Genomic DNA, 14,236 nt, shown 5'->3' on the forward strand with positions numbered 1-14,236 from the left:
CAAACTCACGGCTTGTTCGGGTCGAACTTCTTCTCCAAGCCCTTCCAGCAATCCGAGTAATCGTCCTGCAGCGTCGACGATTTCGCCGCATGTTCGGTCACGCGCTGCGGGAACCGGGTCTCGAACATGAAGGCCATCGTGCCGGTCAGCTTGACCGGCTTCAGCTCGCTGTTGCTGGCGTGCTCGAAGGCTTCGCGGTCGGGACCGTGCGGCAACATGCAATTGTGCAAACTGATGCCGCCCGGCACAAAGCCCTGCGGCTTGGCGTCGTAGACGCCGTAGATCAGCCCCATGAACTCCGACATGATGTTCATGTGGTACCACGGCGGACGGAAGGTGTTGTCGGCCACCATCCAGCGCTCCGGGAAGATCACGAAGTCGATATTCGCGGTGCCCGCGGTCTCCGACGGCGAGGTCAGCACCGTGAAGATCGAGGGATCGGGATGATCGAAGGCGATCGCGCCGACCGGCGAGAAAGTACGCAGATCGTATTTGTAGGGCGCGTAATTGCCGTGCCAGGCGACCACGTCGATCGGCGAATGCGGCAGCGTGGTCTTGAACAGCGAGCCGCCCCATTTGACGTAGAGCTCGGTCGGGGTGTCCTTGTCCTCGTAGCTCGCGACCGGCGTCAGGAAGTCGCGCGAATTGGCGAGGCAGTTGGCGCCGATCGGGCCGCGCTCCGGCAGCGTGAACGCGCCGCCGTAATTCTCGCAGAGATAGCCGCGCGCCGGGCCGCCGGGAATTTCGACGCGGAATTTGACGCCGCGCGGGATCACCACGATCTCGCCCGGCTCGGCGTCGATCCGGCCGAACTCGGTGACGAAACGCAGATTGCCCTGCTGCAGCACGAACATCATCTCGCCATCGGCATTGTAGAAATGCTGATCGACCATCGATTTGGTGATGAGATAGATGTGTGCGGCCATGCCGGCCTGGGTGTTGGCATCACCCGCCGTGGTCATGGTCTGCACGCCCTGCAGGAAGGTCATGTCCTCCTTCGGGATCGGCGCGGGGTCCCAGCGCAACTGTGCGATCGGCATGTCGTATTCGTGGCACGGCGCGGTGCGCCACAGCCCGCTATCTGCCTTGGCGAAGCGGCCGGAGTGCCGCACCGACGGGCGGATGCGATAGAGCCACGAGCGCTCGTTGGTGCCGCGTGGCGCCGTGAACGGCGAGCCGGACAATTGCTCGGCATAAAGCCCATAGGCGCAGCGCTGCGGCGAATTGCGCCCCATCGGCAGCGCGCCGGGCAAGGCCTCGGTCTCAAAGCTGTTGCCGAAGCCGGACATGTAGCCCGGGGTGACTTGCCCTGAGCTGCGGACGATCTGATCAGGCGAGGTAATGATGTTCATCGCTATCCTCCTTGCAGGGCGGCCCACATTTCCTGGTCGCGCTTGTCGGTCCAGATCACGGGATCGTCGATCCCCGACGCCTCGTCATAGGCGCGCGAAACGTTGAACGGCAGGCAGTGCTCGTAGATCGCAAAGCTCGAGAACTTCGGATCCATCACGTCGCGCGTTGCCGCCATCGATTCCTTCAGGCTGCGGCCCTTGGCGACGGATGATTCGGCCGCGCCGTAGAGCGTGGTGACGAAATCGCGGGTCATCGCGATCGCATCGCGCCCGGTGGCAAGCCCCTTCAGCGCGTCGCCGCGGCCCGGCGCGATCGCCTTCGGATTGAAGGCGCGGATCTCGTTCAGGGTCGTCGGCCATTCGCGCAAATGCGCATCGCCGCAATAGCAGGCCGAGTGATATTCAATCAGATCGCCGGAGAACATCACCTCGGCATCCGGCACCCAGGCGACGATGTCGCCCGAGGTATGGCCGGCGCCGAGCTGCATCAGCCGCACCTCGCGCTTGCCGAGATAGATCGACATCTCGCCTTCGAAGGTCAGCGTCGGCCAGGTCAGGCCGGGAATGCTTGCCGCATCCTGGAACAGGCGCGGGAAGCGGCCATATTCGGAATCCCAATCCTGCTGGCCGCGCTCCTCGATCAGGCGATAGGTCTCCTGCGAGGCGACGATGCCTTGCGCGTGATAGGCGGAGGCGCCGAGCACGCGCACCGCATGATAGTGCGACAGCACGACATATTTGATCGGCTTGTCGGTGACGGTCTTGACCCGCTCGATCACCTTGTTGGCCATCGCCGGCGTCGCCTGCGCGTCGAACACCAGGCAGCCGTCGTCGCCGACGATCACGGCGGTGTTGGGATCGCCCTCGGCAGTGAAGGCATAGAGATCGGTGCCGATCTCGGAGAAGGTGACCTTCTTCTCCGAAAGATCCGTGGTCGATGCGAAACCTTTGGCCATCAGTTCAATCCTGTCCGTTCAAGAGCATTCGCCCCCTCTCCCCGTTCTTACGGGGAGAGGGTTGGGGTGAGGGGCTGTCTCCGCATACACGGCGACAGATGTGTCTGCGGAAGCTCCCCCTCACCCGGAACGCATCTGACGATGCGTTCCGACCTCTCCCCGCAAGCGGGGGCGAGGTGAGGCGGAGGCTGCTGCGCGACTTGATAAAGATCCATCCTGATTCAGCTCGTAGCTATTGCTGTTGCTGTTGTTGCTGCTGGCTGGCGTCCAGCATCCGCCGCTTCGCCAGCGCGATCGCCTCGCGCAGCACGTCGAGATCGCCGATATGGTTGGCGAGCACCAGAACCAGCGCAGCATCGAGATCGGCGCTCTGCGCCTCGGTGAGGCCGCGATGGGCCTCGACGATGGCGCGGAAGGCGTCGTCGGGCTTTGCGAAATTCGAACTGGTCGACAGCGCCATGACTGCTCCTCAGTTCAGGCCGGCTGCGCGCGCCAGCGCCGCATCAAGTGCCGGCCGCGCCGCGTTGCGGAAGCGTGCCGCGACATAGCCGTCCGGCCGCAGCAGATAGGCGGTGCCGGGCTCGGCATCGTAGCGCTTGCCGGCAAGGCCCTGCGCGTCGACCAGCCCATCCTCGCCGCCGACTCGGATGCTGCCGACGCCATCGGGCACATCGGCAGCCGCGCCATTGCCAAACTCCAGCAGCGTGAAGCGCGTTCCCTGTCTGATGAAAACATCGGTCAGATAGGTGGAACCTCCGCCCTGCTCCGTCACCGGAGCATCCGGCATCGAGGCGCCGGGCCGCGGGCCGCCGCGCCAATCATCGCGATCGCCGCTCGACAGCGGCGTATCGTAGACCGACGGCACCGACAGCCGCCCGCCATTGACCATGCGCTTGCCGAACTCGGTATCGTTGGCGAGCGACAGCACCGCCTGGCGCAGCCGCGCTTCCTGTTTCGTCACCGGCGCCATAAAGTCGGTCGAGCGGGTCGACTCGCGGATGTTCTCGTCCGCCGCCGCGCTGCGCTCGATGTGATAGCTCTCCAGCAAGCCCTCCGGCGACAGCCGGCGCAGCACGCGGTCGAGCTTCCACGCCAAATTCTCGGCGTCCTCGAGCCCGGAATTGGCGCCGCGCGCGCCGAACGGCGAGACCTGGTGGGCGGAATCACCGGCAAAGATCACCCGGCCGTGGATGAACTTGGCCATCCGGCGACACTGGAACTTGTAGAGCGAGATCCATTCGAACTCGAACTTGTCATGGCCGAGCATGCGCTCGATCCGCGGCCGGACATTCTCGGGCTGCTTCTCGGCCACCGGATCGGCATCCGGGTTGAGCTGCAGATCGATCCGCCAGATGTCGTCCGGCTGCTTGTGCAGCAGCGCCGAGCGTCCGGCATGGAACGGCGGATCGAACCAGAACCAGCGCTCGGTCGGGAACGCCGCCGTCATCTTGACGTCGGCGATCAGGAACTGGTCCTCGAACACCTGGCCCGCGAACTCCGCGCCGACCATCTGCCGCAGCGAGGAACGAGCACCATCGCAGGCGACCACGAAGGTCGCGTGCACCTGGTAGGAGCCGTCAGGGGTTGCGATGGTCAGCGCAACGCCATCGTTGCGGCTCTCCAGCGCGATCACCTTGTTGCGCCAGCGCAGGTCGATTTCAGGCAGTTGCCCGACCCGGTCGACCAGATAGGCCTCGGCGTAGAACTGCTGCAGGTTGATGAAGGCGGGCCGCTTGTGGCCTTCCTCGGGAAGCAAATTGAACTGGTAGAGCTGCGAGGCGCCGTGGAAGATCTTGCCGACGCTCCACACCACGCCTTTCTCGACCATGCGGTCGCCGACGCCGAGGCGATCCCAGAACTCAAGCGAGCGCTTCGAGAAGCAGATCGCGCGCGAGCCTTCGCCGATCCGGTCGGCATCGTCGAGCAGCACCACGCGCTGGCCGCGCTGCGCGAGATCGATCGCGAGCGACAATCCCACCGGCCCGGCGCCGACCACGACGACGGGATGCTCCGCGACATTGGCGCCCGAGCGCTCCTGGTCGGGATGACGGCGATAGCCGAACTGGGTTTTGGCCTGTGCCGTGTTGGCGTGTGCCATTGCGTGACCCTGGATGTTTCCCTTGCGCCGCGGCCTCTGGCTGCGGTTCTGTGTGACCGGCGAGCGACCGGGACCTTGCGAGCCGGCCGCGACCTTGCTAAATTAGTCTCACTTGCAACTATCTTAAACCCCCAGTCGGGGCTGCCGTCAACTCAAATTGGAGGGATTTTTGGCACGGACCTCTGCAAGCCAGCCTCCAGCCCGGCCGCGCAGTGCCGTGGAAGCGGAGCTGCGCGACACTATCGCGCCGACCAAGAAGCGCCTCGATCTCTTCCATTTCATGCCGTTCCGCCTGAACCGGCTGGCGGCCGAGGTGTCCTCGGCGCTGTCGAGCGAATATCAGGCGCGCTACGGCCTCGACATTCCGGAGTGGCGCGTGCTCGCAACGCTCGGCTTCCGCAGCGATCCCTGCAGCGCGCAGTACATCGCGCACTGCACGCGCACCCATAAATCCACCATCAGCCGCGCGGTGTCGGCGCTGATGGAGCGCGAGATCGTCGAGCGCGTCGAGAACGCCGACGACCGCCGCGAATTCCGCCTGCGACTGACCAAAACGGGCCAGGCGCTCTACGAGGAACTGATCCCGCGCCTGCTGCGCAAGGAACAGGAGATCTTGTCCTGCCTCTCCGCACAGGAACGCCGCGACCTCGGCCGCTTGCTCGGCAAGGTCGAGAACAGCCTCGAACTGGTGCAGACCAGCGAAGAGGCCGACGCCAAGGACGTGTATTAGGCTCACTCAACCCGTCATCCTGAGGAGCGCGCAGCGCGTCTCGAAGGATGCACGGCCCGGCTGGTGGCCGTCGACCCTTCGAGACGCGCGCAAGAGCGCGCTCCTCCAGCGACAAAGGCGAAGCCTTTGCGCGGGGGTGACGGTGATGGAATCTTGTGCGGCTCCTTCCACCGTCATTGCGAGCGAAGCGAAGCAATCCATGCATCCGAGCATGCGGGACGATGGATTGCTTCGTCGCTACGCTCCTCGCAATGACGGTGCCGTTACGCCCTGTCGATATGTGTCGCGATCACCGGAAAATAATTGTCCTTCGATCCCTTGTCGATCGCTTCCTGAAGCACCGTGCCGATCAGCTCCGCGCCGCGGATCTTGATGCCCGCATCGGCGGCGAGCTCCAGCGCGTAGGACAGGTCCTTCAGCGCATACTCGGTCGAGAATGCGCGCTCGGGAAACACGCCGGGCACGATCGCCTTCATGCCATGGTTGCGCAGCGCAAAGCTGTCGGCCGAGCCCTTCGACAAGGTTTCCAGCAGCAGCTTCGGATCGACGCCGTTATGCTTCGCCACCGCGACAGCCTCGGCCAGCGCGTTCACGGTCTCGAACAGCACCATGTTGTTGAGGATCTTGGTCACCTGCCCGGCGCCGACGTCACCGCAATTGGTGACATCGGTGGCGAAGCAGCGGATCAAGGGCTCGATCGCGGCATAAAGCGCGGGCACCGCGCCGACCATCACGCTGAGCGTGCCGTCCTGCGCCGCCTGCCGCGTGCGCGCGATCGGTGCGTCGACCCACGCCGCGCCCTTGGCCTGCAACTGCGCGGCGAAATCGCGGGTCTGGCTGACTGAAGACGTGCCGAGATCGACCACGATCTGGCCGCTTCTCGTGTTCTTCAAGATGCCGTCGCCTTCGAACACCGCGCGCACGTGCCTGGCGCTCGGCAAGCAGAGGAACAGCACATCGCTCTGCTTGATGACGTCGGCGACCGACGCGGCAACCTCGGCACCGTCGGCGCGCAACCGCTGCAGCGGTTCGGCCGAGAGGTCGAACACGACAACGCGCTTGCCGCTCTTCTTGACCAGGTTGCGGCAAATCGGCTCACCCATCACGCCGAGGCCGATGAACCCGAGAGTCTTGGTGTCAGTCGTCTTGGTGTCAGTCATATCGCTTCTTTTGACGTTTCTTGACGTGTTGCAGACGAGCCTCGCCCAATCGGCGAGGCTATTTCGCGAACGATCGCGATGGCGCGAGATGCAGCGCGAACGCATCGACCTTGTCGCTGGCGCGCGGATAGATCTCGCTGACGATCGGATCGTGACCGGGAATGAAGCGGTCCGGATGACCGGCGAGCCGCTCGACGGTCTCCCAGCCCTGCGCCATGTCGCCGACATTGTAGACGATCGGGAACGGGCTGCGCTTGTGCAGGTTCGCATAATAATGCGCGGCGTCCGACGCCAGTACGACCGGGCCGCGCGCGGTCTCGATGCGCACCACTTGCAGGCCGTCGGAATGGCCGCCGACGCGATGCACGGTGACGCCGGGTGCGATCTCGCCGTCGCCGGAGTGGAAGGTGACGCGCTCGCCATAGACGTGGCGCACCATCTGCGTGACGTGCTCGATGGAGAACGGATGGCGCAGCATGCCGTTGCACATGCAGCGGCCGGTCGCGTAGCTCATCTCGCGTTCCTGCAGATGGAATTTGGCGTTCGGGAAGCGATCGAGATTGCCGGCGTGGTCGTAATGCAGGTGAGTGACGACGACATCCTTGATGCTATCGGCACTGACGCCGAAGCCGGCCAGCGCGTCGACCGGGTTGAGCGTCAGCTTGCGGGCGCGCGCCTTGGCCTCCTCGGCGTTGAAGCCGGTGTCGACCAGGATGTCGCGGCCATGGCCACGGATCAGCCAGACGAAATAATCCAGGTCCTGCGCGGTGGTATCGTGCGGATCAGGCACCAGGAAGTTGAGGTGGGGCGTGCGCGGCGACATCGTCGCATAGCGCAGGGCGTAGATCTCGTAGGCGTTTCCCATCGGTTTCGCTCTTGTTTGCAAGGCCTGTTTTGAACGGCTTGTCTTTGAATAGCCTGCCGTCCCGAACACAAAGCCATCGCCTCGCGCAAAGGTCAAACCGCGCGGCGTGCGACGAGCGCATGACAGGGTGGCGACAGCCTTCGTGAGTGCAGGCACGTTATCGGCCCGCAGGAACCAGCACCGTGCCGGATGACGATGGCCGCCATGACCGCATGCTGCTGCACTGCGGTCTGGCTGGCATCACCGCGATAAACGATGCTGCCGCAAGCCGTTGACGGGGACTTGGCCGTGGTTTGATAATGGATTTTCGCTAGAGTAAGGTTCCCGAGGCGCAGGCTGGAAGCGGCGCCGTTTCATTGGAATGCCGCGATCTGGATTTGCTGCGATTATGAAAATCCGCCTTGCCTTGCTCGCCACGCTGATTTTTTCAATCGCGGCGCCCACTTTGTCCTTCGCTGCCGGCGACCGTTTCGCGCTGGTCATCGGCAACGCCAAATATCCCGACGCCGACGCACCGCTGAAGGAGCCGGTCAACGACGCCCGTGACGTCGCCGACGAGCTCAAGCGCGACGGCTTCACCGTCGAGGTCGGCGAGAACCTGACCGGCGACGGCATGCGTCGCGCCTTCGACCGGCTCTACGGCAAGATCAAGCCGGGCTCGGTCGCCCTGATCTTCTTCTCCGGTTACGGTATCCAGTCGAACCGGCAGAGCTACATGATCCCGATCGATGCGCAGATCTGGGCCGAGGCCGACGTTCGGCGCGACGGCTTCAGCCTCGAGACCGTGCTCGGGGAAATCAACAGCCGTGGCGCCGGGGTGAAGATCGCCTTGATCGACGCCTCGCGGCGCAACCCGTTCGAGCGGCGCTTCCGCAGCTTTTCGGCAGGGCTCGCCCCGGTGATCGCCCCGAACGGTACATTGGTGATGTATTCGGCCGCGCTGTCGTCTGTCGTCTCCGACAATGGCAGCGACCACAGCCTGTTCGTGCGGGAACTCCTGAAGGAGATCCGCACCCCCGACCTGATGGCCGAGGAAACGCTGAACCGCACCCGCGTCGGCGTCACCCGCGCCTCGCGGCAGGAACAGGTGCCGTGGATCTCGTCGTCACTGGCCGAGGATTTCTCGTTCATTCCGGCCGGCACGGCCGGGCCGTCGAACGCCGCGCCGGCAACCGCCGCGTCGCCGTCACCGGAAGTGGCAGCGGCACCGCCAGTCGCGCCTCCGCCGGCTCCGCCCGCAGCAACGCCGACACCGCCCGCGGCGACCCCGACGCCACCAGCGGCAACAGCGCCGACACCATCACCGGCGCCGCCGACGCCTCCGATTGCGGCAGCGCCGACTGCACCGCCACCCCAGCCCAAGGCGCCCGAGATCGCCCTGCCGCCGCCCGCGGCTCCGCCGCCGGTGGTGATCCAGCCCACGCCGGCCCCGAGCAATTCGCCTGTGCTCGCCGATGATCCGACGATCAAGAGCTTGAGCGAAAAGCTGGACAAGAATCCCGATGACGCAGCGGCGCTGTATCGCCGCGGCCAGGTCTATGCCAGCAAGGGGGCCTACGACCTCGCGGTGAAGGACTTCACCAATTCGCTGCGGCTGAACCCAAAGGATGTCGAGGCCTATAACAACCGCTGCTGGGTCCGCACCGTGATCGGCGACCTGCAGGCGGCGCTGAAGGACTGCAACGAGGCGCTGCGGCTGCGCCCGAACTTCGTCGATGCGCTCGACAGCCGCGGGCTGATGAACCTGAAGGGCGGGCAGAACAAGAACGCGATCGCCGATTTCGACGCCGCGCTGAAGATCAACCCGCGGCTGACCTCGTCGCTATACGGGCGCGGGCTCGCCAAGCAGCGCAACGGCGCGGTCGCGGAGGGCGATCTCGACATCGCCAACGCCAAGGCGATGGACCCGAACATCGTCAAGGAATTCGCCGACTACGGCGTGCAGTGACAATGGACGAAGGTCTGCCCGCGGCGCGAACCGCTGACGGAATTGAGCGACTAATCAGAGGGTGCGAGCCGGGCAGCGATGCCGGCAATCAATCTGAATAGTCGTTGGAACCGCGCCAGCTTGCGCAGGAGGGACCGAAATGTTCAAGCCGTCGGCAAAGGCCGCGATCGTTTCAATCATGACCGTTGGCGCCGCGCTGTCGTTCGGCATGGCCGTCGCCCATGCCGGCGACGTCACCGAAGACCAGATCATCAAGGCGCTGACGCCCGACAAGAAGCCGCTGACCCGCGGCCTTTCGGCCGGCCCGCAGACCACCTCGCCGGAGCTGAATGCCGACCAGGCCAAATTCGTGCAGAGCGTCCGTGGCCGCGCCACCCGCTCGCTGTCCTCGGCGGAACGCGAGGAAATCGCGACCATCGTCCAGGACAAGCCCAAGATCGATCTCGAGATCAACTTCGACTACAACTCCGCCGATATCAGCGCCAAGTCGCTGCCGTCGGTGCAGGCGCTCGGCCGCGCCTTGACCAATCAGGACCTGAAGGGCTCGACCTTCGTGGTCGCCGGCCACACCGACGCCGCCGGCGGTGAGGACTACAATCAGGGCCTCTCGGAACGCCGTGCCGACGCCATCAAGCGCTATCTCGTCGACAAATACGGCATCAACGGCACCGATCTCGTCACCGTCGGCTATGGCAAGAGCAAGCTGAAGGACCCGAGCCACCCGATGGCGGAGGTGAACCGGCGCGTGCAGGTCGTGAACGTGGAAAACAAGGCCACCGCCGCCAAGTGATGGGCGGTGGCGTGGCCCCTTTTTGAGGTTACAATGCGCCCCGCACCCCGGCGGGGCGCATTTGCTTTAGGGCCAATGCTGTTTGGGCCGAGCCCCAATGTGGCATAACAGGTGACCCGCCTCACATGACGTCAGGGCATGATCCGGAACAATGGCACCGGCCTTCCGAATGCCCAGGCAGTACGATAGCGAGCGTGATGAGACTTCGACCAACACCCATGACGCGCCAGGCTCCGGATTGATCAGGCGATGAATTTTTCCCAATACCTCAAGCCTGCGCTCGGCACGGTGTTCTTCCTCGCCCTCGCGATCGCCTATTACGCGTTCGAGCATCGCTCCCATCCCGAAGAGAAGGTGACGCCGGGCCAGGCGCTGGTCGTGGTCACGAAGTCGACCAATGCCTGTTTCTCCGACATGGTCCGCGTCACCGGCTTCATCGTGCCGCGCCGCGAGGCGCAGGTGAATGTCGACCAGGACGGCTCCAAGGTCACCGACGTGCTGGTCCGCGAGGGCGACACCGTCACCGAGAACCAGGAACTGGCGCGGCTGACCCCGCCGCCGCAGCAGGCCGCACAGGCCAATGCCAAGCCGCTTGTGCTGCGGGCGCCGGCGGCCGGCCTTATCACCGAAGTGCGCACCGCGCCCGGCGCGCCGGCCTCGCCGCAGGCGCCTCCGATGTTCAAGATCTCCATCAACAACGAGATCGAGCTCGACGCCGAGGTGCCGGGCTTCCAGCTCCTGAAGCTCAATCCCGGCGCCAATGTGCGGATCAGCCGCGACGATGCGCCCGACATGGTCGGCAAGGTCCGCCAGATCTCGCCGCAGATCGACCGCACCACCCAGCTCGGGCACGTCCGCATCACCATCAACAACAATCCGACGCTGAAGGTCGGCATGTTCGCGCGCGCCAATATCGACGCCAAGCGCTCCTGCGGCGTCGCGGTGCCGCGCACCGCGATCGACCGCCTGACCCTGCAGGTCGTGAAGGGCAACACCGTCGAGACCCGCAGGGTGCGCGTCGGGCTGACCTCCGACACCTCGACCGAAATCCTTGAAGGCCTCGACGTCGGCGAAATCGTCGTGGCCGACGCTGGCACCTCGCTGCATGACGGCGACCAGATCAAGACCATGTTCGCCGACGAACTCGATCGCACGCGATCACGGTAATTCGGGCACGCTAATGGCTTTGAACATCTCGGCATGGTCGATCCGGAACCCGCTTCCCTCGATCGTCTTCTCGATCATCCTGCTCGTGCTGGGCTGGGTCTCCTTCACCAAGCTCGCGGTGACGCGGCTGCCGAGCGCCGACATTCCGGTGATCTCGGTCGCGGTCTCGCAATTCGGCGCCGCGCCGTCGGAACTTGAATCGCAGGTCACCAAGACCATCGAGGACGGCGTCTCCGGCGTCGAGGGCGTGCGCCACATCTCCTCCTCGATCACCGACGGCCTGTCCGTGACCACGATCCAATTCGCGCTGGAGACCAACACCGACCGCGCGCTCAACGACGTCAAGGACGCGGTGACGCGGGTGCGCGCCAATCTGCCGCAGAATGTCACCGAGCCGTTGATCCAGCGCGTCGACGTGATCGGCCTGCCGATCGTGACCTATGCTGCGATCTCGCCCGGCAAGACGCCGGAGCAGCTGTCCTATTTCGTCGACGACGTGGTCAAGCGCGCCCTGCAGGGCGTGCGCGGCGTCGCCCAGGTCGAGCGCATCGGCGGTGTCGAGCGCGAGATCCTGGTCTCGCTCGATCCCGACAAGCTCCAGGCGGTGGGGCTCACCGCGGTCAATGTCAGCCAGATCCTGCGCGGCACCAATGTCGACGTCGCCGGCGGCCGCGCCGAGATCGGCAAGAACGACCAGGCGATCCGCACGCTGGCCGGCGCCAAGACGCTGAACGAGCTCGCCGGCACCATGATCCCGCTGTTCGGCGGCGGCGAGATCCGGCTCGACGATCTCGGCACCGTCACCGACACCATCGCCGACCGGCGCACCTTCGCCCGCTTCAACGGCGAGCCGGTGGTCGCGCTCGGCATCAAGCGCTCCAAGGGCGCCAGCGATGTCGTCGTCGCGGCCGCGGTGCAGAAGCGGATCGACGCGCTGAAGGTGGCCTATCCCGATGTCGACCTCAAGCTGATCGACACTTCGGTCGAGTTCACCAAGGGCAATTACGAGGCCGCGATCTCGACCCTGTTCGAGGGCGCGATCCTCGCCGTGATCATCGTGCTGCTGTTCCTGCGCGACATGCGCGCCACGATCATCGCGGCGGTCTCGCTGCCGCTGTCGATCTTCCCGGCCTTCTGGGCGATGGATCTGCTCGGCTTCTCGCTCAACCTCGTCTCCTTCCTCGCCATCACGCTGTCGACCGGCATCCTGGTCGACGATGCCATCGTCGAGATCGAGAACATCGTCCGTCACATGCGGATGGGCAAGACGCCCTATCGTGCCGCCCTCGAAGCGGCCGACGAGATCGGCCTTGCGGTGATCGCGATCTCGCTCACGATCATCGCGATCTTCGCGCCGGCGAGCTTCATGTCCGGCATTGCCGGGCAGTTCTTCAAGCAGTTCGGCATCACCGTGTCGGTGCAGGTGTTCTTCTCGCTGCTCGCCGCGCGCTTCGTGACGCCAATGCTGGCCGCCTATTTCCTCAAGCATCATGACCACGACGATCCACCGCCCGGCCCGATCCTGCGCGGCTATCACAGCCTCGTCACCTGGTCGGTGAAGCATTACTTCGTCACCGTCCTGATCGGCTTTGCGATCTTCGCCGCGTCGATCTGGAGCATCACGCTGCTGCCGCAGGGCTTCCTGCCGGCGCAGGACACCGCGCGCTCGCTGCTCGCGATGGAGCTACCGCCCGGCTCGCAGCTCGCCTACACCGAGAAGGTCACCGAGGAGATCGTGGCGCGGCTACGCAAGCGGCCTGAGGTACGGAGCGTGTTCGTCGATGGCGGCCGGGTGCCGCCGGGCCTGCAGGAGGTCCGCCGCGCCGCGCTGATCATCAACTACACGCCGAAGGCCGACCGCAAGATCACCCAGCGCGAGCTCGAACTGTCGATCGGCAAGGAGCTCGATAACGTTCCTGACATCAGGTTCTGGTTCCTCGACGAGAACGGCCTGCGCGCGATCTCGCTGGTCGTCACCGGTACCGACAGCAACATCGTCAACAACGTGGCCAGCGAACTCGCGACGCAGATGAAGCGGATTCCGATCATCGCCAACGTGATCTCGGAGACCGCGCTCGACCGGCCCGAGCTGCGCATCCGTCCGCGCGCCGAGCTCGCGGCGCGGCTCGGCGTCTCGACCGAAAGCCTGTCGCAGACCATTCGCGTTGCCACCATCGGCGACGTCGGCCCGGCGCTGGCGAAGTTCGACGCCGGCGACCGCCAGGTGCCGATCCGCGTCCAGCTCGAGGACAATGCGCGCAGCGATCTGCAGATGCTGGAGCAGTTGCGGGTGCCGCTCGGCCAGCGCGGCGAACGCGGCGGCGTGCCGCTCTCCGTCGTCGCCGACATCCAGCTCGACCAGGGCCCGACCAGCATCAACCGCTACGACCGCGAGCGGCAGGCCACCGTCGCCGCCGACCTTGTCGGCAATGCCGCGCTGGGCGACGCCACCAAGCTGATCTACGACCTGCCGGTCATGAAGACCCTGCCGAAGGGCGTGCGGGTCAGCCCGTCCGGCGACGCCGAGAGCCTCGCCGAGCTGTCCGACGGTTTCGCCACCGCGATCACCGCCGGCCTGATGATGGTCTATGCCGTGCTGGTGCTGCTGTTCGGCACCTTCCTGCAGCCGATCACCATCCTGTTCTCGCTGCCGCTCTCGATCGGCGGCGCGATCGGCGCACTGCTGTTGACCGGCAAGCAGCTCACCACGCCGGTGTGGATCGGCATCCTGATGCTGATGGGCATCGTCACCAAGAACGCCATCATGCTGGTGGAGTTCGCGGTGGAGGCGATCCGCGACGGCAAGGCGCGCGAGGAAGCCATGATCGACGCCGGCATGAAGCGCGCCCGCCCGATCGTGATGACCACGATCGCGATGGCCGCCGGCATGATGCCGTCAGCGCTTGCGTTCGGCGCGGGCGGCGAATTCCGCTCGCCGATGGCGCTCGCAGTGATCGGCGGCCTGATCTTCTCGACCGCGCTGTCGCTGGTGTTCGTGCCGGCGATGTTCATGGTGATGGATGATGTCGGCGGCCTGATCTGGCGCTTCGGCAAGCGGCTCGTGGTCTCGCATGCCGACCACGAGCTGACCCCGAACGAGCACCAGTCCGACGACACCAAGCGCCCGCCCGGCCCGCCGAACATGATCTCGCCCGCCGCGGAATGAGCTG

The 14,236-nt window shown here is 65.3% G+C and carries 11 protein-coding genes; 5 read left to right on the forward strand and 6 right to left on the reverse strand.

All coding sequences use genetic code 11. The features are described from left to right. Positions 1-5: 5 nt before the first annotated feature. The 4 genes from hmgA to ACVMIH_RS25955 all read right to left on the reverse strand — a co-directional run bounded on the left by hmgA (position 6) and on the right by ACVMIH_RS25955 (position 4,406). On the reverse strand, positions 6-1,352 hold the full coding sequence (hmgA, locus tag ACVMIH_RS25940; protein WP_456863917.1) for a homogentisate 1,2-dioxygenase: 1,347 nt from the start codon (positions 1,350-1,352) through the stop codon (positions 6-8). A 2-nt stretch (positions 1,353-1,354) separates the two neighbouring features. Then, a complete protein-coding gene (locus ACVMIH_RS25945) occupies positions 1,355-2,308 on the reverse strand; it encodes an MBL fold metallo-hydrolase (RefSeq protein ID WP_456854337.1) in 954 nt (317 codons plus the stop codon). Positions 2,309-2,540: 232 nt separating this feature from the next. Next, entirely contained in the window at positions 2,541-2,768 is a 228-nt protein-coding gene (locus ACVMIH_RS25950) for a DUF2783 domain-containing protein (protein ID WP_050401747.1), read from the reverse strand. A gap of 9 nt (positions 2,769-2,777) precedes the next feature. Continuing rightward, a complete protein-coding gene (locus tag ACVMIH_RS25955) occupies positions 2,778-4,406 on the reverse strand; it encodes an FAD-dependent oxidoreductase (protein ID WP_141342735.1) in 1,629 nt (542 codons plus the stop codon). A 169-nt stretch (positions 4,407-4,575) separates the two neighbouring features. Here ACVMIH_RS25955 and ACVMIH_RS25960 point away from each other — a divergent pair, with 169 nt between their 5' ends. Next, positions 4,576-5,136: a MarR family winged helix-turn-helix transcriptional regulator gene (locus tag ACVMIH_RS25960; protein WP_375167041.1), complete on the forward strand. Its 561-nt coding sequence runs from the start codon at positions 4,576-4,578 to the stop codon at positions 5,134-5,136. A gap of 263 nt (positions 5,137-5,399) precedes the next feature. On the opposite strand, the gene ACVMIH_RS25965 is transcribed toward ACVMIH_RS25960, so the two are convergent. Both ACVMIH_RS25965 and ACVMIH_RS25970 read right to left on the reverse strand, forming a co-directional pair. Then, positions 5,400-6,401 (reverse strand): NAD(P)-dependent oxidoreductase, encoded by a 1,002-nt coding sequence (locus ACVMIH_RS25965; protein WP_456854335.1) that lies wholly within the window; start codon positions 6,399-6,401, stop codon positions 5,400-5,402. Further along, positions 6,355-7,161, reverse strand: a complete 807-nt coding sequence (locus ACVMIH_RS25970) for an N-acyl homoserine lactonase family protein (RefSeq protein WP_016843242.1) — start codon at positions 7,159-7,161, stop codon at positions 6,355-6,357. Before ACVMIH_RS25970 ends, ACVMIH_RS25965 begins: the two co-directional genes overlap by 47 nt. Positions 7,162-7,549: 388 nt before the next feature. Here ACVMIH_RS25970 and ACVMIH_RS25975 point away from each other — a divergent pair, with 388 nt between their 5' ends. From ACVMIH_RS25975 to ACVMIH_RS25990, 4 genes are all read left to right on the forward strand, one after another. Beyond that, positions 7,550-9,109, forward strand: a complete 1,560-nt coding sequence (locus ACVMIH_RS25975) for a caspase family protein (protein WP_076834766.1) — start codon at positions 7,550-7,552, stop codon at positions 9,107-9,109. A 139-nt stretch (positions 9,110-9,248) separates the two neighbouring features. After that, the gene (locus ACVMIH_RS25980; protein WP_028343656.1) at positions 9,249-9,899 is read left to right on the forward strand and encodes an OmpA family protein; all 651 of its coding nucleotides are present in this window, start codon (positions 9,249-9,251) and stop codon (positions 9,897-9,899) included. Between the two features lie 249 nt (positions 9,900-10,148). Beyond that, positions 10,149-11,066, forward strand: a complete 918-nt coding sequence (locus ACVMIH_RS25985) for an efflux RND transporter periplasmic adaptor subunit (RefSeq protein WP_076834763.1) — start codon at positions 10,149-10,151, stop codon at positions 11,064-11,066. Positions 11,067-11,079: 13 nt separating this feature from the next. Beyond that, on the forward strand, positions 11,080-14,232 hold the full coding sequence (locus tag ACVMIH_RS25990) for an efflux RND transporter permease subunit (protein WP_057021104.1): 3,153 nt from the start codon (positions 11,080-11,082) through the stop codon (positions 14,230-14,232). Positions 14,233-14,236 lie beyond the last annotated feature (4 nt).

It is taken from the genome of Bradyrhizobium sp. USDA 4503, from assembly GCF_054055815.1.

Coding starts and splice junctions, on each gene's coding strand:
- hmgA (WP_456863917.1), bottom strand. CDS start 1,352: ATGAACATCATTACCTCGCCTGATCAGATCGTCCGCAGCTCAGGGCAA.
- ACVMIH_RS25945 (WP_456854337.1), bottom strand. CDS start 2,308: ATGGCCAAAGGTTTCGCATCGACCACGGATCTTTCGGAGAAGAAGGTC.
- ACVMIH_RS25950 (WP_050401747.1), bottom strand. CDS start 2,768: ATGGCGCTGTCGACCAGTTCGAATTTCGCAAAGCCCGACGACGCCTTC.
- ACVMIH_RS25955 (WP_141342735.1), bottom strand. CDS start 4,406: ATGGCACACGCCAACACGGCACAGGCCAAAACCCAGTTCGGCTATCGC.
- ACVMIH_RS25965 (WP_456854335.1), bottom strand. CDS start 6,401: ATGCGTTCGCGCTGCATCTCGCGCCATCGCGATCGTTCGCGAAATAGC.
- ACVMIH_RS25970 (WP_016843242.1), bottom strand. CDS start 7,161: ATGGGAAACGCCTACGAGATCTACGCCCTGCGCTATGCGACGATGTCG.
- ACVMIH_RS25975 (WP_076834766.1), top strand. CDS start 7,550: ATGAAAATCCGCCTTGCCTTGCTCGCCACGCTGATTTTTTCAATCGCG.
- ACVMIH_RS25980 (WP_028343656.1), top strand. CDS start 9,249: ATGTTCAAGCCGTCGGCAAAGGCCGCGATCGTTTCAATCATGACCGTT.
- ACVMIH_RS25985 (WP_076834763.1), top strand. CDS start 10,149: ATGAATTTTTCCCAATACCTCAAGCCTGCGCTCGGCACGGTGTTCTTC.
- ACVMIH_RS25990 (WP_057021104.1), top strand. CDS start 11,080: ATGGCTTTGAACATCTCGGCATGGTCGATCCGGAACCCGCTTCCCTCG.